The 18,901-nt window shown below is 63.0% G+C and carries 20 protein-coding genes; 18 read left to right on the top strand and 2 right to left on the bottom strand.

The window, feature by feature from the left end:
* Positions 1-122: 122 nt before the first annotated feature.
* From B0E50_RS12580 to B0E50_RS12610, 7 genes are all read left to right on the top strand, one after another.
* Positions 123-1,241 (top strand): histidine kinase, encoded by a 1,119-nt coding sequence (locus B0E50_RS12580; protein ID WP_077441559.1) that lies wholly within the window; start codon positions 123-125, stop codon positions 1,239-1,241.
* The gene (locus B0E50_RS12585) at positions 1,238-1,978 is read left to right on the top strand and encodes a LytTR family DNA-binding domain-containing protein (RefSeq protein WP_077441561.1); all 741 of its coding nucleotides are present in this window, start codon (positions 1,238-1,240) and stop codon (positions 1,976-1,978) included. The genes B0E50_RS12580 and B0E50_RS12585 overlap by 4 nt, the downstream gene beginning before the upstream one ends.
* A 110-nt stretch (positions 1,979-2,088) precedes the next feature.
* Positions 2,089-3,396: an ABC transporter permease gene (locus B0E50_RS12590; RefSeq protein WP_077441563.1), complete on the top strand. Its 1,308-nt coding sequence runs from the start codon at positions 2,089-2,091 to the stop codon at positions 3,394-3,396.
* A 1-nt stretch (position 3,397) separates the two neighbouring features.
* Positions 3,398-4,630, top strand: a complete 1,233-nt coding sequence (locus B0E50_RS12595; RefSeq protein WP_077441565.1) for an FtsX-like permease family protein — start codon at positions 3,398-3,400, stop codon at positions 4,628-4,630.
* A gap of 390 nt (positions 4,631-5,020) precedes the next feature.
* Complete coding sequence (locus B0E50_RS12600) at positions 5,021-5,599, top strand: TetR/AcrR family transcriptional regulator (RefSeq protein ID WP_139350865.1); 579 nt, start codon at positions 5,021-5,023, stop codon at positions 5,597-5,599.
* Positions 5,596-7,008 (top strand): nitrilase-related carbon-nitrogen hydrolase, encoded by a 1,413-nt coding sequence (locus B0E50_RS12605; protein WP_077441569.1) that lies wholly within the window; start codon positions 5,596-5,598, stop codon positions 7,006-7,008. The genes B0E50_RS12600 and B0E50_RS12605 overlap by 4 nt, the downstream gene beginning before the upstream one ends.
* 169 nt (positions 7,009-7,177) lie before the next feature.
* Positions 7,178-7,930, top strand: a complete 753-nt coding sequence (locus B0E50_RS12610; protein WP_168170873.1) for a patatin-like phospholipase family protein — start codon at positions 7,178-7,180, stop codon at positions 7,928-7,930.
* A gap of 277 nt (positions 7,931-8,207) precedes the next feature.
* Here the strand turns inward: B0E50_RS12610 and B0E50_RS12620 are convergent, their stop codons facing one another.
* Positions 8,208-8,495, bottom strand: coding sequence for an isochorismatase family protein (locus B0E50_RS12620; RefSeq protein ID WP_217343287.1), 288 nt, complete (start codon positions 8,493-8,495; stop codon positions 8,208-8,210).
* On the opposite strand from B0E50_RS12620, the gene B0E50_RS12625 reads away from it, so the two are divergent.
* Entirely contained in the window at positions 8,494-8,790 is a 297-nt protein-coding gene (locus B0E50_RS12625; RefSeq protein WP_168170874.1) for an SDR family oxidoreductase, read from the top strand. The two genes, B0E50_RS12620 and B0E50_RS12625, sit on opposite strands and share 2 nt — an antisense overlap.
* A 93-nt stretch (positions 8,791-8,883) precedes the next feature.
* Here the strand turns inward: B0E50_RS12625 and fdhD are convergent, their stop codons facing one another.
* On the bottom strand, positions 8,884-9,717 hold the full coding sequence (gene fdhD / locus B0E50_RS12630) for a formate dehydrogenase accessory sulfurtransferase FdhD (protein ID WP_077441576.1): 834 nt from the start codon (positions 9,715-9,717) through the stop codon (positions 8,884-8,886).
* Positions 9,718-9,812: 95 nt separating this feature from the next.
* Here fdhD and modA point away from each other — a divergent pair, with 95 nt between their 5' ends.
* The 10 genes from modA (at position 9,813) to B0E50_RS12680 (ending at position 18,897) form a co-directional block, all read left to right on the top strand.
* Positions 9,813-10,604 carry a molybdate ABC transporter substrate-binding protein gene (modA, locus tag B0E50_RS12635; protein WP_254427275.1) on the top strand — a complete coding sequence of 264 codons (792 nt, stop codon included), beginning with the start codon at positions 9,813-9,815 and terminating at the stop codon, positions 10,602-10,604.
* A gap of 8 nt (positions 10,605-10,612) precedes the next feature.
* On the top strand, positions 10,613-11,299 hold the full coding sequence (gene modB / locus B0E50_RS12640; RefSeq protein WP_077441578.1) for a molybdate ABC transporter permease subunit: 687 nt from the start codon (positions 10,613-10,615) through the stop codon (positions 11,297-11,299).
* Positions 11,292-12,383, top strand: a complete 1,092-nt coding sequence (modC, locus tag B0E50_RS12645; RefSeq protein WP_077441580.1) for a molybdenum ABC transporter ATP-binding protein — start codon at positions 11,292-11,294, stop codon at positions 12,381-12,383. Before modB ends, modC begins: the two co-directional genes overlap by 8 nt.
* Positions 12,384-12,477: 94 nt before the next feature.
* Positions 12,478-13,680, top strand: coding sequence for a molybdopterin molybdotransferase MoeA (locus B0E50_RS12650; protein ID WP_077441582.1), 1,203 nt, complete (start codon positions 12,478-12,480; stop codon positions 13,678-13,680).
* A 1-nt stretch (position 13,681) separates the two neighbouring features.
* Positions 13,682-14,737, top strand: coding sequence for a GTP 3',8-cyclase MoaA (gene moaA / locus B0E50_RS12655; protein ID WP_077441989.1), 1,056 nt, complete (start codon positions 13,682-13,684; stop codon positions 14,735-14,737).
* 3 nt (positions 14,738-14,740) lie between these two features.
* Positions 14,741-15,226 (top strand): cyclic pyranopterin monophosphate synthase MoaC, encoded by a 486-nt coding sequence (gene moaC, locus B0E50_RS12660; protein WP_077441584.1) that lies wholly within the window; start codon positions 14,741-14,743, stop codon positions 15,224-15,226.
* Positions 15,223-15,825, top strand: a complete 603-nt coding sequence (locus tag B0E50_RS12665; RefSeq protein WP_077441586.1) for an NTP transferase domain-containing protein — start codon at positions 15,223-15,225, stop codon at positions 15,823-15,825. Before moaC ends, B0E50_RS12665 begins: the two co-directional genes overlap by 4 nt.
* Positions 15,822-16,064: a MoaD/ThiS family protein gene (locus tag B0E50_RS12670; RefSeq protein WP_077441587.1), complete on the top strand. Its 243-nt coding sequence runs from the start codon at positions 15,822-15,824 to the stop codon at positions 16,062-16,064. Before B0E50_RS12665 ends, B0E50_RS12670 begins: the two co-directional genes overlap by 4 nt.
* Entirely contained in the window at positions 16,061-17,629 is a 1,569-nt protein-coding gene (locus B0E50_RS12675) for a ThiF family adenylyltransferase (RefSeq protein WP_077441588.1), read from the top strand. The genes B0E50_RS12670 and B0E50_RS12675 overlap by 4 nt, the downstream gene beginning before the upstream one ends.
* A 14-nt stretch (positions 17,630-17,643) precedes the next feature.
* A complete protein-coding gene (locus B0E50_RS12680; protein WP_077441589.1) occupies positions 17,644-18,897 on the top strand; it encodes a molybdopterin molybdotransferase MoeA in 1,254 nt (417 codons plus the stop codon).
* Positions 18,898-18,901 lie beyond the last annotated feature (4 nt).

The following is an 18,901-nucleotide window of genomic DNA, read 5'->3' on the forward strand; positions in this document are numbered from 1 at the left end:
CACCATCAAAGTGTCGACAAAGCGACTTTCGATGCTTCGCAAATGTCCGTTTTACCCCTCGCACGTCCCGCTTGCCACATAGACAACGTCCGTCGCCGCAGGCGTGGCTACACTCGATCGCAATGAACGCACTATCTCGCCCACCGCCGGCAGGCGTCCACGCCGACTACGGCGCGACGTTTCCTCCGAAGACCTTGGCCACGTTGTGGGTTCTGTGGGCGGCATTCTGGCTGCTCATGATCGGTGTCGCCACCGAGGACCAGCTCCGTAATCCGCTCACACAGTGGTGGGAGCCGATCCTGACGGAAGGGAGTTCGGCGTTGGTCTCGACCGGATGGATGTGGCTTGCCGTCCGGTTTCGTGGGCGCCGTGCGCCGTATCTGGACAAGCCCTTGATCTGGTTCGCCAGCTATCTTCGATGGTTGCCGCTGGTCTGCATCACGTGGATTACGGCGGTTTACGCGATACGGTATGGCGTCTACGCCGCCGTGGGCCGTACCTATGAACCCTCGGGCTGGTGGGGATTCATTGTCGTGTATGAGAGCCTCAAAGTGATGTACAACTCGGGGCTGTGGCTCGGGGTGCTGTTTGGTATCGATTCCTATGGACAGTGGCAATTCCAATGGCAACGTTTGCTACAAACACAGAAAGCGCTGGCCGAGGCGCAGCTAGCACGGCTCCAGGGGCAGCTGCGGCCACATTTCCTGTTCAACGCGCTCAACACCGTCTCGGCCCTGATGCATACGGACGTGGCGCGAGCGGACCGCTTGGTCGCAGCGCTCGGAGATCTGCTGCGTATCAGTCTTCGGTCCAATGAACATGAGATGACGCCACTCGCCGAAGAACTGCGCACGCTCGAGCTGTATGCGGACATCATGCTTGAGCGGTTTCGGGATCGCGTGACGCTGGACTGGCAGATCGATCAGGCGCTGCTCGACACCCCCGTTCCGGCACTATTGTTGCAGCCCTTGCTTGAGAACGTCTTTAAGCACGGCGTCGAACCCACGGTGGCACACGTGCGCATCATGGTCAGTGTCAGGCGCGAAAGCGACTCGCTGGAAATCGTCATCAACAACTCGGGCTCCATGCTGGCGCCGGAGCGCCGTGACGGAGTGGGATTTCGCAACTGCCGGGAGCGACTCAACATCATCTACGGCAATACGGCATCCCTGCTGGTCGGCAACGAGGGTGACGGCGTTGCCGCGCGAGTTTCAATACCGCTGATGGGCACCGTCCAATGATCCGCGCCGTGATCGCCGATGATGAGGCGCCGGCCCGCGAGAAGCTCGAACGCTGGGTGGCCGAGCAACCGGATATGACCGTGGTCGGATCGGCCGAGAACGGATTGTCCGCGGCGCAGTGTATCGAACAACTCCGCCCGGACGTGGCCTTTCTCGATGTCCAGATGCCGACCTTGTCGGGACTCCAGGTCGCGGCGCAGCTTGAGCCATCGAGCGCGCCGCTGATCGTGTTCGTGACCGCCTTCGACGAACATGCGGTGAAGGCGTTCGATCTCAATGCAGTCGACTATCTGCTCAAACCTTACGACCTGGACCGTTTTGCGCGAACCATGCAGCGCGTCAGGGAGCGGCTGAACGCCCAGGAGTCCGGCGCGACAGCGGTAGCGATTGGACGGGCACGGGCGCCTTCTTGCGAGCGCTTGCTCGTGCCGGATGGCGAGCGACTAAAGCTGATCGATGCAGCATCCATCGAATGGCTCGAAGCCGACGACAACTACGTCCACGTGCACACTGCTTCGCGCAACTATCTGCTACGCAGGACACTGCAGGATCTGCTGTCCCAACTGGGGGAGCAACGCTTCGTACGGATCCACAGGTCGACAGCCGTGAACCTCGGTTCTGTCGCATCGCTCGCCCCCCTCTTCAAGGGTGACTACGAAATCCACCTGCACAGCGGCCGCGTTCTCCGACTCAGCCGACGGTATCGCGTAGCGATATTCGCCCGCATGGGGCAGTAGTTCCCCCTCACCACGCCGACGTCTCCATTCACCCCAAATCTGCTGCCAGCTGGTTGGCGGTTGATCAAGCTCCTGCTTGTAAAAGCGGAAGTGAATGGAGGAAGAAAGGAATGCTCGGCTATTACTTCGATCTCGCCTTGCGTAGTCTCAGGCGCAACAAGGTTCTTACCGCGCTGATGGTGTTGGCGATTGCGCTGGGCATCGGCGCCAGCATGACTACGCTGACCGTACTGCATGTGCTGTCCGGTGATCCGTTGCCGGGGCGCAGCAGCACGCTGTATTACGCGCAAGTCGATCCGCGCGACATGAACGGCTATCTGCCTGGCAAGTCGCAGCCGATGTATCAGATGAGCTGGATCGACGGCATGAACCTGCTGCGTGCGAAACGCGCGGATCGTCAGGCGCTGATGACCGGCGGCCTGGTGGCGGTGCAGCCGCACAACACGATGCTCGATCCGTTCTACGAAGCGGCGCGCTACACCACCGCGGATTTCTTCCCGATGTTCGGCGCGCCGTTCGAATACGGACACGCGTGGAACGCGTCTGACGACGAAGCGCATGCACGCGTGGTGGTGATCAGCGCCGCGCTCAACGACAAGCTGTTCGGTGAAACAGACAGTACGGGCCAGACGCTGCGCCTGTCCGGCGCCGCATTCCGCATCGTCGGCGTGCTCGGCAACTGGCATCCCAATCCACAGTTCTACGACCTCCTTCGCAAGAGTTATGACGAAAACGAAGGGGTCTACGTACCGCTGTCCAGCTCGCAGGACGTGGGCATACATCACGACGGCAGCGTCGACTGCTGGGGCAAGGGCGGTACCGGCATCAATCCGGATCATGCTTCGCGCTGCGCCTGGCTGCAGTTCTGGGTGCAGCTGGATACGCCAGCTGAGGCGGCCGTATACAAGACGTTCCTCATCCATTACTCGGAGCAGCAAAATGCGCTCGGTCGTTTCCAGCGGCCGCCTAATGTCCAGCTGCGCGATGTCATGCAGTGGCTGGACTACAACCAGGTGGTACCGGATGACGTGCGCCTGCAGACCTGGCTGGCATTCGGCTTTTTGCTGGTGTGTCTGGTCAATACGATGGGCTTGATGTTGGCCAAGTTCATGCGCCGTGCCGGCGAGCTTGGCGTGCGCCGCGCGCTGGGTGCATCGAAACGCTCGCTGTTCGCACAGCTGCTGGTGGAGTCGGGTGTGGTCGGTCTTGCCGGAGGCATCGGTGGGCTGCTGCTGGCCTTGCTCGGACTGTGGCTGGTGCGCCGACAGCCGGCGGAGTATGCGCCGTTGGCGCATCTTGACCCGACGATGTTACTGGCCACCTTCCTGCTTGCGCTGGGCGCAAGCCTGCTGGCCGGTCTGCTTCCAGCCTGGCGCGCCTGCCAGATCACGCCCGCCCTGCAACTGAAGAGTCATTGACATGGACATCCTGCCGATTCTTTCCACCCTGCGCCGGCACAAGCTCACCGCATGGCTGTTGGTTCTGGAGATCGCGCTGACCTGCGCCATCGTCTGCAATGCGGTGTTCCTGATCGGCCAGCGGCTGCAACATATGGACATGCCCAGCGGCATTGCCGAGCACGAGCTGGTGCAGGTCCAGCTGGGATACATCGGCGATACCCCCGATGCCGAGGTGCAGACGCAGACCGACGTGGCGGCGCTGCAACAGATTCCTGGCGTCAAGCAGGTGGGGCTGGACCGGTACCTGCCGTTCTCACTCGATGGCTCCTCCAACACTGGCATCAAGCTGGATCCTCAGCAGCAACAGAACACGCTTGATGCAGGTCAGTATTTAGGCCAGAACCTGCTGCCTACACTGGGCGTGCGCTTGGTGGCCGGACGCAATTTCGAGCCCGGCGAGTACGTCGATTTCGACACGGCGGTAGCCGCCTTGAACAGTGGCGACCTGAAGGGCCTGCCGCAGGTCATGATCATCACTCAGGCCATCGCCGAACGGTTGTGGCCCGGGCAGGAAGCGTTGGGCAAGACGCTCTACACGGACAGCGGCATTCCTTTTCGCGTGATCGGTGTAATAGCCGTTCTGGCACGCCAGAACAACCTGCAGCAGGGCGCGCAGTACAGCACGTATTGGCCGATTCGCATGACCTCGGCCGATGGTGCGAGCTACTTCATCCGCTGCGCGCCGCAGGATAAAGAGTCAGTACTGAAAACGGCGGTGGCCAAGCTCAAGCAGCTCAATCCCAATCGTGTCGTATTGAAGGCGCGTACTTACGATCAGGCGCGCCGTGCGTTCTTCGCCAACGACCGCGCCATGGCCGGCATCCTCGTCGGCGTAATCGCGGCGCTGCTGATCGTCACTGCGCTGGGCATTGTAGGACTGGCCAACTTCTGGGTTGGGCAGCGCCGCCGCACCATCGGCGTGCGCCGCGCACTCGGCGCCACCCGCAGCAACATCCTGCATTACTTCCAGACCGAGAACTTCCTGCTGGCGACGATCGGCATCGCGCTCGGCATGGTGCTGGCCTACGGCATCAACCTGTTCCTGATGCTGCATTACGAATTGCCGCGACTGCCGGTGATCTATTTCCCGGTCGGCGCGATCGCGCTGTGGTTGATCGGCCAGCTCGCCGTGCTGGGCCCGGCGCTGCGCGCATCGCATGTGCCGCCAGTGGTGGCGACGCGGAGCGCATGAGTTGTCCTCTTTCCCTCCTGCGGAAGCCACGCCAGATGACACGAAGGAGAAGGGGCTGTGTGAGCCCAGGCGTGGTGGCACGCAGTCGTCTTACGTGAAGCATTTAAAGCGATCGTCCAGCATCGCAACAGCTGGGAAGGGACGTTGCGGCTGATGGTCACTAGACATTGATGGCACAACGCGCCACCAAGTCATAGAAGACCGGTTGGAAGGAAGAGACGAGTTTGGCCGCCTGCATGTGGCTCTGCACTGCAGGGTTCTTGCCTGCCTTCTCATAGTCTTTTTACGGTTACGTCGAACAATGGCATGAACCTGAGCACCTCGGGTGCCTGGGACTGTGGTCGCGAGATTGACTTGTGTACTTAGTACTCGTTTGTGTACAGTGTACGCATGACCAAGAGCCGCATACTCTCAGCCGCGAAAGCAGTGCTCGAATCCGCGGGCTTCGAGGGACTGACCATCCGCAGGGTCGCCCAGCGGGCGGGCCTCTCGCCAATGGCGCTCTACCGTCATTTCAAGAACAAGGACGAGCTGCTCAACGCCCTCATGCAGGACGGTTTCTCCGCGTGGGAGGCGATCGTTCGCGGCATCCGCACCCAAGACCCGGTGAAGTGGCTGAAGGCACTCATGGAGGCCTATCTCGATTTCGCGCTCACGCAGCCGCACAGGTTTGACGCGGCGTTCTTCCTGCCAGCGCCCGCGGCGCGCCGGTTCCCCGATGATTTCGCCGCGGGCCGTTCGCCGGCGATTGCGCTCGCGATGGCTCGCATCGATCAGGCGAAGGCCGAGGGTCGGTTCCGCGACGAGCCTACGCTCGGGATCGCCGTGGCGCTCGCGGCCTACGGACAGGGATTCGTGTCGATGCAGCGCGCCAGGCGTTTCGCGAACGACAAACAGTTCAAGGCGCTGTACCGCGCGGCGCAGCGCCAGTTCCTCGATTCCCTCAAACCGTCCGGGAAAAACGAATGATCACCCTGCTGGCCGCCGTGTTGAGCGGCATCATGTTTTATCTCGCACAGGGATACGACCACGTCTGGGGCCTGGTCTGGCTCGCACCCGTGCCGCTTTTGTGGCTCGCCTATGGCAATACGCGTACGTGGCAAGTGATCGGGGCGAGCGCCATCGCGCTCCTCGGCGGCGCAGGCTATATCGTGCAATCCCCTTACCTCCACCTCATACCGCCGCTCGTCCTCATGTCGGTTCTGGTGGTCGACACCGGGCTGTTTTGCGTCGCGATATGGTTTGCGCGCTTCGTGCAGCACCGGGCATCACCGCTCCTCACTCTGCTTGCGTTTCCGGCTTGCTGGACAACCTTCGAGTTCCTGATCGAACTGCAGTCCCCGAACGGCACCTACGGATCGCTCGCCTACAGCACGATGTCAGCGCCCGTCCTGATCCAGAGCGCATCGCTCTTCGGGATGTACGCCGTTACGTTCCTGATCTGCCTCTTTGCCAATACCCTCGCCATGGCGCTGCGGCTCAAACGAAACACGGCCGCAGTCGGCGTCGGGCTGACTATCTGTGCAGCCAATTTGGCGTTCGGTATCGTGCGGCTCGCGCACGCGCAGCCCGACGTGCTGCGGGTGGCGGCAATCGTCGATGAGACGGCCGTAGCGGATTCCTGGCGGGCGAAGACCGTGCCCGCCGCTCTCGCAGTGACCGAAACCTATGCGCGCGAGATCCGTGCAGCCGCCCGGGACGGCGCCAGATTCGTGGTTACACCGGAAGGCGGCATGGCATCGATCCTTGCCGGACAGGGCACGATCGTTGCGCCGCTCGTTGCCGCCGCCAGGGATACGGGTGTGCAGATCATTGCCGGTTTCCACTCCGAAATGCCGGCCGCCGACTTCGCGCTTGCGATCACGCCCGATGGCAGGATCCAGCGCTACGACAAGCGCCATCCGGTGCCGGGCCTGGAGGACGATTTCACGCCGGGTCATGTCTCGGGCTGGTTGGGCGATGGTCGTGCCGAGGAGATCTGCAAGGACATGGATTTCCCCGACACCATTCGTTCCGATGCCGTCAAGGGCGTCAGCCTGATGGGCGTGCCCGCGGGCGACATGGGCATCGATGGCTGGCAGCACGGAATCATGTCCGTGATGCGCGGCGTCGAAGGCGGATTCTCGATCGTGCGGGCTGCCCATGACGGCCTGGTGTTCGCCAGCGACGCGCAAGGGCGTCTGGTCGCCCTCAAGAAGGATGCGCCTGCGGGCCTGACTATGATCGTCGCCGACCTGCCGCTGGGATCCGGGCCAACGCTCTATACGCGGATCGGCAACGCCTTCCCGTGGCTCTGCGGGATCTTCGCTCTCGCGCTTGGCGCAGGGCTTCCGGCCTGGCGGCGGCTGCAGAAGCGCCGCCCTGTTGCCGAGCGTTGAAAATTGACCAGAAAGACGCGGTCCTGTGCACTGAAGATTAGGCGGGAATTCCGACCTGGTCTGCGGGATTTATGGCCCAGCAAGTACTCGCAGGTTCGATGCCAGCATACGTATCGTCACGACGGATCGGCACCGCTTCTCCACCATTTCGCCTCCCATCATTCAGGGGTTGCGTCAGGCCGCACACGGCGGCCCGGTCAATATTCTCGCGTTGTCGGGCGGCGGATCCGGCGGTGCGTTTGGTGCTGGCGCGCTGGCCGGCATGACGCGCGGGCACCAGCGACCGGACTTCCAGTTGGTTACAGGCGTGAGTGCCGGAGCCTTGATTGCTCCGTTTGCGTTTCTGGGTTCCTCGTGGGATTCCGCGTTGCAGGATGCCTTCGGAGGTGAACGGAGCTATTTGATCCATTCGCCGAAGGCGAGTTTTCTGGCTCGACTTGTTTTTCCTTCCGGCCTGGGAAGCCATGGGCGGCTTTATGAGCTCGTGGATCATTTCGTCACACCGCAGATGGTCGCTGATGTGGCCGCTGAAACTTCGAAGGGGCGAAGGTTGATTATCGCCACGACGGATCTCGACAAGCAGGAAACGGTACTCTGGGATATGGGCGCCATCGCCGCGTACGTTGGCGCTGCGGCAAGGCAGCTATTCCGCGATGTGCTCATCGCATCCGCGAGCGTGCCTGGCATGTTTCCACCCGTGATTATCCACGTCAGCGACGGGGTTCATGCCTACGACGAACTGCATGTGGATGGCAGCGTGACCACGCCCTTTTTCATCACCCGGCTGGTCGCGGATGTCGTATCGACCAGTCTCGATCAACTGAACGGGTCGAACGTCTATGTGATCGTCAACAGCCAACTGGCAAGCCCGCCGCATGAATCGTCGCTCGAGACCATCGAACTTCTCGGCAGAAGCTTCTAGGCGCAACTGATGTACAAGACGAAGGAAACGATTGCCCTTGTCGACAACGTGACAAGAGAGCATCACATGCAGCTTCGGATTGCCGTGATACCCGCAGACTATCCCGATCACAGCTTTGCCGATTTCCGTTTGCAGAGCTTGCAGCGGCTTTTCGATTACGGTGCCGACTGCGCCGCTCGTGGAATGTTGTGGGCCACACCGGAACAAGGTATTCGGCGGGATCAGGCCGCCATTGTTGGTAGCCCGCATGCTGTCGTGTCTTGCCCAGGCTTGGTTGCTACGTCATTTGGCGCCGATGACGCGACGCAGCCAGCAAGATAGCCATTGTTTCCAACGGACAAGCCAGCGCTGCGCAAACTTCCAGCGAGATACCCGCAAAGATCAGCTTCTTGCGCCCGGTCGCCTCGACCGCGGCGGCGACACGATGGTTGTCCCAGGCATTGACCGAGGAACGATCGATGATCTGGATGTCAGGCAATTCCTCGACGAGTTCCGGGAAGGTGGGGCCCCACATGCTGTCACGCGCAGTCGTGGTGACGACGATGGGCCTGGCCATACCCGGCATGAGTCACTACATCGCCTCGAAGATGGCGATCATTGGATTCATGCGAGGCTTGGCCAATGACGTCGCAGGCGACGGCATTACCGCGAACGCTCTATTGCCCGGTCTGACCAATACGCTGGCGACCGCATCGCAACCGGAAGAGCAGAAGCGCTCAACCTGGGAAGAGCAGGCAATCAAGCGACTGGGCGAGCCCGAAGACATCACCGGTGCGGTTCTGTTCCTGACCAGCGACGATGCGGCCTTCATGACTGGGCAAGCCATTGTCGTGGATGGCGGTCAGTATCGCGTCGGTTGATCGCCGTGCGATCTAACAGTCGTCATCACATGGCATGTGAGAGAAGCGAATGAAAACAGGCACCGGTGATAATCGGGTAGTTTGCCTGTTGTCCTACAGCAATCGTTCGGGGTGGGTATAGACGTTGTGACTGCCCGCGCGCGCAAAACCGATCAAGGTCATGCCGGCGGTCCGAGCCAGCTCGATCGCCAGTGCGGTCGGTGCCGAGATGGCCGCCATGATGCTGATGCCGGCGCTTGCTGCCTTGATCACCATCTCGTAGCTTGCGCGGCTGGTCAGCAGCAGCATGCCGGTTTCGGGCGCGATGCCGGCGTGGTGCATGGCACCGATCAGCTTGTCCAGCGCGTTATGCCGACCCACGTCTTCGCGCACCAGCACGATGGTGCCGTCCGCATCAGCCCAGGCCGCCGCGTGCACCGCACCGGTGGCGGCATTCATTGGCTGATGGGCATGCAGGTCGGCCAGGGCCCGTTCCAGGGCAACGCGGCTGATGTGTCCGCCGGCTTCGACATGGCGAGGCTGGTGCACGGCGTCTTCCAGCTGACGTGTGCCGCAGATGCCGCAACCGCCGCGGCCCGGCAGCAGCCGCTCGCGTTGGCGATCGAGTCGGGCGGCAGGTGCACTTTCGACCACCGTCATCGCCAGTTCGATGCCTTCCAGCAAATGACGCTGCTCGATCGCGTGCAGATCGCTGGCGCTCCCGATGAAACCCTCACTGAGTGAGAAGCCCAGCGCGAAGTCCTCCAGGTTATGCGGCGTGGCCATCATCACCGCGAAAGACACGCCGTTGTAAAGCATGGCCACGGGCATTTCTTCGGCGATCTGATCATCAAGCCGTTCGAGACGGCCATCGCGCCAGCGTTCGATGTTGCGCGCGACATGGCCGGGTGAGGGCGTATCCGGGTCGGGTGGAGCCGTAGGAGTCATGCGGGCATCATAGCGATACGGGTGCGGGCTGCATCCTTCTGCGGCGACCTGTGGCAGGCTGTCTGCATGCGCGATCCTTGCCGGAGTTCCAGAACATGATCAAGATGCGTGCGCTACTCGGTGGCCTGCTTGCCTTGGCGTTGACGTTATCCACGCACGCTGCGTATGCCAGCCAGCCACGGCATATGACAATCGCTGCGGCCGCCGACCTACACTATGCGCTGGATGCTGTGCTCGCCACTTACCGCCAGACGCATCCGCAGGACGCCATCGAGGTCACCTACGGCTCCTCCGGCACATTGCTTGCGCAGATCGAGCAGGGTGCACCGTTCGAGCTGTTCTTTTCAGCGGACAGCGAATATCCGAAACAACTGGTGGCAGCCGGGGGCGCCAGCGGTGATCCGGTGCCCTATGCGCTGGGACACATCGTGATCTGGAGTGCCAGCGTCGATGCCAGCAAGTTGACCGTGGCGGATCTGGCCAAGCCGTCATTTGACCATATCGCGATTGCCAACCCCGAGCATGCGCCGTACGGCAAGCGTGCCGAGCAGGCACTGCGCGCCGCCGGCATATGGGTTGCGGTGCAATCGCGGTTGGTTTATGGCGACAATATTGCGCAGACGGCGCAGTTCATTGCCAGCGGCAGTGCCAAGGTCGGCATCATCGCGCAGTCGCTTGCGCTGGATCCGCAGATGGCGAAGAAGGGCAGCTATGCGATCATTCCGGCATCGCTTTACCAACCGTTGTTGCAGAGTTTTGTGGTGACCAAGCGTGGCGCCGACAACGCGCTGACCCACAACTTTGCGCAGTACGTGCAAAGTGCCGAGGCGCGCAGCGTATTCAGCCGTTACGGCTTCAGTCTGCCCAGTTCCGCAGCGGAACACTGAGAACCTCCATGGCCGGTCTGTCTGCCGAAGATTGGACCGCATTTGCCTTGACCATGCGTCTGGCAGCGACGGTGACCGTTCTGCTGCTGTTGCTCGGGACGCCGCTCGCCTGGTGGCTGGCACGTGGTCGTACCGCATGGCGGCGCCCGGTATCGGCCTTGGTCACGTTGCCGCTGGTACTGCCGCCCACCGTACTGGGCTTCTATCTATTGTTATTGCTTGGCCCGCATGGTGCAGGCGGGCGGCTCACTACTGCGCTGGGTCTGGGTACCTTGCCTTTCACGTTTGCCGGCCTGGTGGTCGCCTCGATGCTGTACTCGCTGCCGTTCGTGGTGCAGCCATTGCAGAACGCGTTCGAGGCGATCGGCCAGCGCCCGTTCGACGTGGCGGCAAGTCTGGGGGCAGGGCCGCTCGACCGGTTCTTTTCGGTGGCGTTGCCGCTGGCATGGCCCGGCTTTCTGACGGCGGCGGTGCTCGGTTTCGCTCACACAGTTGGCGAATTCGGCGTGGTGTTGATGATCGGCGGCAATATCCCCGGGCAGACCCGTGTGTTGTCGATGCGCATCTACGATCATGTCGAGGCGGGTGAGTACCTGCAGGCGCATGCCCTCTCGCTGTATCTGCTGGCCTTTTCCTTCGCCGCCTTGCTCGCCATGCATCTGTTGCGTCCGCGTCGGTTGATCGCCCATGACTGAAGTCGCCGCCGGCTTGCAGGTGCAGTTGCAGTACCAGCGCGGCGAATTCGCGCTGAATGTGGATATCAACGTGCCGTCGCGTGGCATCACGGCGCTGTTCGGTCCATCCGGCGCCGGCAAGACCACATGCCTGCGCGCCATCGCGGGACTCGACCCGGATATCGCAGGCCGCATCGCCTTCGCCGGCGACGTCTGGCAGGACAGTTCGACCCGGCGTCTGGTGCCGGCGCACCAGCGCCGCATCGGTTACGTCTTCCAGGAGGCCAGCCTGTTTCCGCATCTTTCGGTGTCGGGCAACCTCGATTACAGCCAACGCCGCGCCAGAGGCAACGGGCCGGTCGATCACAAGGTATGGCTTGAACAGTTTGGCGTCGACCGCCTGCTTGCGCGCAAGGTAGGCAGCCTGTCGGGAGGCGAACGGCAGCGCGTGGCGATCGTGCGTGCACTCCTCAGTGATCCGGCCCTGTTGCTGCTCGACGAACCGCTGTCTGCACTCGATGCGCCTGCACGTAGCGAGCTGCTTGGTTGCCTTGAGCAACTGCATGCGGACCTCGCCGTGCCGACCATCTATGTCAGCCACGCCATCGATGAAGTAGCCCGGCTCGCCGATCATCTGGTGGTGATGGAGGCCGGCCGCGTCCTCTCGCAAGGTTCCCTGCAGTCAATCTTGGCACATGGCGAGCTGCCTCGGGTGATGAGCGATCAACTTGGTGTCGTGATCGAAGGGCAGGTGGTTGCCCAGGATCAGGTCGATCACCTCATCGAACTGGCCTTCGCGGGCGGCCGCCTGTGGTTGCCGCAACGTGCAGAGCGCGTGGGCGATCGCCTGCGTTGCCGGATCAGTGCCCGGGATGTCGTACTCAGTACCAGCGCTCCGGCGACGGGTTCCAGCGCACTCAATGTCATCGAAGCAGTGGTCGCCGGGAGGATGGAAGCCGCGCACCCTTCGCAGTGCATCGTGCGGCTCGATGTCCACGGCACCGCCTTGCTGGCCAGCATCACGCGGCGCTCCTGGCGTTCCCTGGCCTTGGCTCCCGGCTCACATGTGTGGGCCCAGGTCAAGGCTACGGCGCTCGGCACATGAGTGGGCTGGCGGTTGTCAAAGCGACGGGGCGCCGCCATGATTTCTCCATCGGCATCGCATGTGCTGCCGTTGCGGATAGCAGGTCTCCATCCCCATGAGCGAGCTTCTCAGTGTCGCTGATGCCGAACAGCTGATTCGGCAGGCGATGCCCGTGTTTGGCAGCGAACGCGTGGCACTGGATGCGGCCGCGGGGCGCGTGCTTCGCCAGGTCATACGTGCCGAGCGGGACCAGCCGCCGTTCGACCGGGTGATGATGGATGGCATCGCTATCGCGATGAGCGCAAGGAGCCAGCGCCGCTTTAAGCTGAGCGGGTTGCAACTGGCCGGCATGGTGCAACAGACACTCGGCGATCTGGATATGTGCATCGAGGTCACCACGGGCGCGATGCTTCCGCGTGGTTGCGACACCGTCGTTCCGGTCGAGCAGACGCGGCGTGACGGCGAGTATTGCCTGCTTGCCGATGGCTATACGCCGACAGTTGGGCAATTCGTGCATCCGCGTGGCTCCGATTGCCGCAAGGGCGACGTGCTGCTTGAGCCAGGTGTGCACCTCCACGGCCCCGAGATCGCCGTGCTTGCATCCAATGGCATGGCCGAAGTCGAAGTGGCCACGATGCCGTCGATAACGGTTGTTGCCACCGGCGACGAACTGGTCGGCGTCGACCAGCCCCTGCTGGAAGGGCAAATCCGCGGCTCCAACGATCGCGCGCTGGCGGCCGCACTGCGCGCCCGCGGGTTCGATGACGTGCAACTGACCCGGGTCGCGGATGACCTGGCTGCCACCACCGCCACCTTGGCCGAACTGCTGCGGACACGCCAGGTACTGGTGCTGTCCGGCGGCGTTTCGGTGGGACAGCGCGATTACGTACCCGAGGCGCTGCGCACGCTGGGCGTGCGCCAGGTGTTGCATCGGATCGCGCAGCGCCCTGGCAAGCCGATGTGGTTCGGCATCGGGCCGCAAGGGCAGGTGGTGTTTGCGTTGCCGGGCAATCCGGTATCGGTGCTGGTCTGCGCCGCGCGCTATCTGTTGCCGTCGCTGCAATCGGCCACTGGGCTGGCTGCCGAAACGGCCATGCCGGTGTGCCTGGAAAGTGCGGTGGCTACCAGCCCGGCCTTGACGTTTTTTGTACCGGTTCGCGTCCACCATGATGCTACCGGGCGGGCCATGGCCACTCCTTTGCCACCGGGCACCTCGGGCGATTTCTCCGCGCTGCCGCGCACACATGGTTTCGTGGAATTGCCGCCCGGAACCGCCATTGTACCGGCCGGTACGGTGGCCACCTTTTATGGTTGGTGACATGACCGTCTTCCAAGCCATTACCGATCTGCCAGCGCCACAAGCACATCCGCGGGATCAGCGCGGTCGTGCCCTGCATGATCTGCGCATCTCGGTCATGGACCGCTGCAATTTCCGCTGCCCCTACTGCATGCCGGAGGCGACCTACGGCGAGCACTTCAGCTTCCTGCGCAATGATGAACGGCTCGGTTTCGACGAGATCGAGCGCCTGTGCTGCCTGGCGGCGGAACTGGGTGTCAGCAAGCTGCGCCTGACCGGCGGCGAACCCCTGTTGCGCCCGCACCTGGTCGAGCTGGTCGCGCGGCTGCGCCGGATCGACGGCATCGACGACCTGGCGATGACGACCAATGGCGTGCTGCTGGCCCGTCACGCCGCCGAGCTGCGTGATGCCGGCCTCGACCGCATCACGATCAGCCTGGATACGCTCGATCCGGCGCTGTTCCATCGCATGAGTGGCAATCGCGGTGCATTGCACGAGGTGCTCGATGGCATCGAGGCGGCGCAGCACGCGAATTTTCCGCGTGGTATCAAGCTCAATACCGTGGTGCAGCGCGGGGTCAACGAACACACCGTGACCGATCTGGTCGAGCGATTCCGTGGCAGCGGCATTGTGCTTCGTTTCATCGAATACATGGACGTCGGCAATCGCAACCACTGGAGTGCCGAGGCAGTCGTGCCCTCACGCGAGTTGATCGAGCGCATCGATGCACGCTGGCCACTGGAAGCCCTGCCAGCCCAATACGCGGGCGAGGTGGCCACGCGTTTCCGCTTCCGCGATGGCGCCGGTGAGATCGGGGTGATTTCCTCGGTCAGCGCACCGTTCTGCGGCGGTTGCACCCGAGCGCGCCTGTCCTCGGAAGGCACGCTCTACACGTGCCTGTTCGCCACCCAGGGCACGGACTTGCGCGGACTGCTGCGTGAAGGTGCCAGTGACGACAGGCTGCGCGAGATATTGCGCGATACCTGGCTGCACCGCACCGACCGCTACAGCGAGGAGCGTGCCGAGCAGCGCCAGCACGCGCGGCGTAAAATCGAAATGCATTACATCGGAGGTTAGAACATGCTCTCGCACGTTGACGACGCGCAGCAGCCGCGCATGGTGGATGTCGGCGCCAAGGCGGCCACGCAGCGTGTGGCGCATGCGCATGCGCGTGTGACGTTTCCCGCCGATGTCGCCACGGCGTTGCATGCCGCCGGTTATGTAACGCCCAAGGGGGCTGTGCTGACGGTGGCGCATATCGCTGGCGTGATGGGGGCGAAAGCCACGCCACAATTGATTCCGCTATGCCATCCGTTGAGCCTGGACAAATGTGATGTCGCGATCCGCATGGAAGGCAACGACGCCTTGATCGACTGCACCGTATCCTGCACGGGCCGCACCGGTGTGGAGATGGAAGCACTGACCGGCGCGAGCATTGCCGCGCTGACGATCTATGACATGTGCAAGGCGATGTCGCATGACATCGTCATCAGCGATATCCGCCTGATCAAGAAGACCGGTGGCAAGCGCGACGTCGATCATTCGACCGGTTCAGGTCTGGCATGAATACCCACGTTACACCTGCGATCTATGGGCTGCTGCTTTCCGGCGGCGCCAGCCGGCGCATGCAGCGCGACAAGGCGCAACTCGCCTATGCCGGCCAGCCGCAATTGTTGCGCGCCTGGCACCTGTTGGAAGCTGTGACGGAACGAGCTTTTCTTTCGGTACGTGCCGAACAGCGTGACGATCCGCTCCGGGCAGGCCTGCCGCAGCTCGTCGATCGCTACGAGGCGATCGGACCGGCCGCAGGCATTCTCACAGCGCAGGAGGCCTATCCGGATGTTGCATGGCTGGTCATCGCCTGCGACTTGCCGCTGCTGGATCAGGCCACGCTGCAGACGCTGCTCGATGCACGTGATGCAAGCGGCGATGCCACCGCCTTCAACAGCCGCTTTGATGGACTGCCCGAGCCGCTGTGTGCGCTGTGGGAACCCTCCAGCCATGGACTGCTCAAGCAACGCGTTGGCGGTGGCAGCTATTGCCCGCGCAAGGCGCTGATCCTCTCACGCACGAAACTTCTGCCGGCGCCGGGCGACGCCCTGGACAACATCAATACCCCGGAAGAATTTGAACAGATGCATCAGCAGATCGAGACGACGTCATGATGACCGTTACCTTGCAGTACTACGCCCAACTGCGAGAGCAGGCGCGCACCAGCGGTGAACAGGTCAGCACGTCGGCAACCTCACTGCATGATTTGTATGAGGAGCTGCGCGCCCGGCACGGTTTCAGCTTGTCGTCCGATGCGCTCAAGGTGGCCGTGAATGCCCAGTTCAGTGACTGGAATCGGGCGCTGCGCGATGGTGACACGGTCGTCTTCATTCCACCGGTGGCCGGCGGATGAAACACTTCAGCCTCGCCAGCGACGCCATCGATCTCGCCGGGTTGCACGCATCGCTGCAACATCCCGGTAGCGGCGGCTACTGTGCCTTCGAGGGCTGGGTGCGCAACAGCAACGAGGGGCGCGCGGTCCATGGCCTTGAGTACGAGGCATATGCCGAGCTGGCGCTGGCCGAAGGCGAACGCATCGTCGAGGAAGCCATCGCGCGTTACGGCGTGAACGCCGCGCATTGCATGCATCGCACCGGGAATCTGGCGATTGGCGAGCTGGCGGTATGGATCGGTGTGTCGTCCGCGCATCGCGATGAAGCCTTTCGTGCCTGCCGCTACATCATCGACGAGATCAAGCACCGTCTTCCGATCTGGAAGAAGGAACACTACGTCGATGGGGATACCGCCTGGGTTGCTTGCGCGCACACATATCGCGAGCACGAGCACGAACATCACCATGGGCATGATCATGCGCACGAGCGGGCCGCGTCATTCGTGCCGGACTACTCGCGCCAGACGCGCCTGCGCGAAGTCGGCGAAGCCGGGCAGGCGAAGCTGGCCGCGGCACGCGTGCTGGTGATCGGTGCCGGCGGTCTCGGCTGCCCCGTGCTGGCCTACCTTGCCGGGGCCGGTGTTGGAACGCTGGGTATCGTCGACGGCGATCGCCTTGATGCAAGCAACCTGCACCGGCAGACGCTTTACGACGCTCGCGACATCGGCGAACGCAAGGTGGAACTGGCCTCGCGACGTATCGCTGCACTGAATCCAACCGTCGCTGTGCATACCTATGCCGAACCACTGCACGCCGACAACATCGTCGAGGTATTCGGGCAATACGACCTGGTGGTGGAGTGCACCGATGATCTGGGCAGCCGCTATCTCAGCAATGATGCCGCGATGCTTACCGGCATCCCGCTGATCCTGGCCAGCGTCTATCAATATGAAGGCCAGTTGCAGGTGGTCACGGCCAAGCCGGGGGATCCATGCCTGCGTTGCCTGTGGCCGCAGGAACCGGCAGCCGGTGTAGCCGGCAGTTGCATCGAGTCCGGGGTGCTCGGTCCGGTGCCCGGCGTGCTTGGCAGCATGCAGGCGATCGAGGCACTGAAACTGTTGCTCGATCTGCCACGCCCGACCGACCATGCGTTGCTGCTGATCAACCTGCTCGATGGCACCAGCCAGCGTTTGCCGATCGATGCCAACCAAGGTTGTGCCATGCATGGCGGCTGTGCCGAGGCAGCGCGTCGCGGATTGGCCATGGTGCAGGCTACGCACGATGTAGATCTCGTGTTTGGCGATCTCGATGCCGCCATCGCCGCGGGTTACGCGCTGGTCGATGTGCGCGAAGCGGAGGAGATCGCGGTGCAACCCTTGCACGTGCCATCGCGGTGGATACCTTCCGCGTTGATCGGCGAACGTGCCACCGAGCTGGCTACGGGACCGGTGTTGCTGGTCTGCGCGACCGGTCGCCGAAGTGGCGCGGCCGCACGCCTGTTGCGCGGGCAGGGCATGCTCAACATTTATTCGCTGGCGGTTGGTGTGGCGGCCCTGGCACCGCAGCGCGATCGCGTTGCGAGTTGATCCTTGGCGTGTCCATGATCGAGTACACCGACGCCCTGCAACGCCTGCTCGCACAAGCCGTGCGGCTGCCCCCCGAACGTTGTCCGGTGGACCAGGCGTTAGGGCGAATCACGGCAGCCGCGATTCGCAGTCCACTGGCGTTGCCGACGTTCGACCATGCGGCCATGGACGGCTATGCCTTGCGGGTGCAGGAGCCGCTGGCACCTGGTTCGGAACATGCCGTGCAGGGTTCACAGGCTGCAGGAGATCCTGCCGGTGCAGCCACCGGCGACGCCTGCGAAATCATGACCGGCGCACGGCTGCCGGACGGCCTGAACAGCGTGATCGCCGTGGAAAACACGCAGCTCCTGGCCACGCACGCCGACGGCATGCCAGCGCGCATCCGCCTGCTGCAGGCACTGGATGTCGGACAAAACGTCCGCCATGCCGGCTCCGATGTGGCGATGGGAAGTGAGGTCATCGGCCCTGGTATACGCATCGATGCCGCGCACGTGATGCTGTTGGCGGCGCTGGGCATCGGGTCGATCGCTGTCGCACGCCGCCCGCGTGTGGCGATCATCTGCACCGGCAAGGAACTGCAGGCCGACCGTTCGCAGCCGCTGCAGGCCGAGCACATTCACAATTCCAATGGCCCCTACCTTGTTGCGGCGCTGGGCGAGGCCGGGGCGCATGTGCACTCGTGCGTGACGGTTGACGATACCGCGGTGACCTATGCCGACGCTCTCGCGCGGGCACTCGATGCTGGCGTGGACCTGGTACTCAGCACCGGCGCCGTATCGATGGGACGTTATGACTTTGTGCCCGAACTACTTCGCGACTTGGGCGCTGAACTGTTGTTCCACGGTGTGGCGATGCGTCCCGGCAAACCGCTGTTATGCGCGCGACTGGCGCAAGGTCCGCTTCTGCTGGCGTTGCCCGGCACGCCGATGGCGGTCGCGGCGGCGATGCGCTTCTTCGTTGCGCCGGTGCTGCGCACGATGCTGGGGCAGGGTTCGGAGCCAGCGCTTCATGCCGTGCTGGATACGCCACAACAGCCCAAGTCCGGCCTGCGCCATTTCCTGCGCGCCACCTTGCATCTGGGCGACGATGGCCGGCTTCACGCCCGCGTGCTGCCGCAGCAGCAACCGTTTCGCATCTATCCCTACACCGAGAGCGGCGCCTGGGTGGTGTTGCCCGAACATGCCGGGGACTGCGGTGAAGGTTCGATCGTGGAGGTCGCAAGCCTGGCGCATGGCCAGCCGCCACGTATCGATCGCGCGCCATCCTGAGCCG

The sequence above is a fragment of the Rhodanobacter sp. C01 genome, assembly GCF_002001045.1.
GTDB lineage: Bacteria > Pseudomonadota > Gammaproteobacteria > Xanthomonadales > Rhodanobacteraceae > Rhodanobacter.

What these genes read in the sequence shown, in the direction of transcription:
- B0E50_RS12580 (WP_077441559.1), top strand. Translation starts at nt 123, where the DNA reads ATGAACGCACTATCTCGCCCACCGCCGGCAGGCGTCCACGCCGACTAC.
- B0E50_RS12585 (WP_077441561.1), top strand. Translation starts at nt 1,238, where the DNA reads ATGATCCGCGCCGTGATCGCCGATGATGAGGCGCCGGCCCGCGAGAAG.
- B0E50_RS12590 (WP_077441563.1), top strand. Translation starts at nt 2,089, where the DNA reads ATGCTCGGCTATTACTTCGATCTCGCCTTGCGTAGTCTCAGGCGCAAC.
- B0E50_RS12595 (WP_077441565.1), top strand. Translation starts at nt 3,398, where the DNA reads ATGGACATCCTGCCGATTCTTTCCACCCTGCGCCGGCACAAGCTCACC.
- B0E50_RS12600 (WP_139350865.1), top strand. Translation starts at nt 5,021, where the DNA reads ATGACCAAGAGCCGCATACTCTCAGCCGCGAAAGCAGTGCTCGAATCC.
- B0E50_RS12605 (WP_077441569.1), top strand. Translation starts at nt 5,596, where the DNA reads ATGATCACCCTGCTGGCCGCCGTGTTGAGCGGCATCATGTTTTATCTC.
- B0E50_RS12625 (WP_168170874.1), top strand. Translation starts at nt 8,494, where the DNA reads ATGAGTCACTACATCGCCTCGAAGATGGCGATCATTGGATTCATGCGA.
- B0E50_RS12620 (WP_217343287.1), bottom strand. Translation starts at nt 8,495, where the DNA reads ATGCCGGGTATGGCCAGGCCCATCGTCGTCACCACGACTGCGCGTGAC.
- fdhD (WP_077441576.1), bottom strand. Translation starts at nt 9,717, where the DNA reads ATGACTCCTACGGCTCCACCCGACCCGGATACGCCCTCACCCGGCCAT.
- modA (WP_254427275.1), top strand. Translation starts at nt 9,813, where the DNA reads ATGATCAAGATGCGTGCGCTACTCGGTGGCCTGCTTGCCTTGGCGTTG.
- modB (WP_077441578.1), top strand. Translation starts at nt 10,613, where the DNA reads ATGGCCGGTCTGTCTGCCGAAGATTGGACCGCATTTGCCTTGACCATG.
- modC (WP_077441580.1), top strand. Translation starts at nt 11,292, where the DNA reads ATGACTGAAGTCGCCGCCGGCTTGCAGGTGCAGTTGCAGTACCAGCGC.
- B0E50_RS12650 (WP_077441582.1), top strand. Translation starts at nt 12,478, where the DNA reads ATGAGCGAGCTTCTCAGTGTCGCTGATGCCGAACAGCTGATTCGGCAG.
- moaA (WP_077441989.1), top strand. Translation starts at nt 13,682, where the DNA reads ATGACCGTCTTCCAAGCCATTACCGATCTGCCAGCGCCACAAGCACAT.
- moaC (WP_077441584.1), top strand. Translation starts at nt 14,741, where the DNA reads ATGCTCTCGCACGTTGACGACGCGCAGCAGCCGCGCATGGTGGATGTC.
- B0E50_RS12665 (WP_077441586.1), top strand. Translation starts at nt 15,223, where the DNA reads ATGAATACCCACGTTACACCTGCGATCTATGGGCTGCTGCTTTCCGGC.
- B0E50_RS12670 (WP_077441587.1), top strand. Translation starts at nt 15,822, where the DNA reads ATGATGACCGTTACCTTGCAGTACTACGCCCAACTGCGAGAGCAGGCG.
- B0E50_RS12675 (WP_077441588.1), top strand. Translation starts at nt 16,061, where the DNA reads ATGAAACACTTCAGCCTCGCCAGCGACGCCATCGATCTCGCCGGGTTG.
- B0E50_RS12680 (WP_077441589.1), top strand. Translation starts at nt 17,644, where the DNA reads ATGATCGAGTACACCGACGCCCTGCAACGCCTGCTCGCACAAGCCGTG.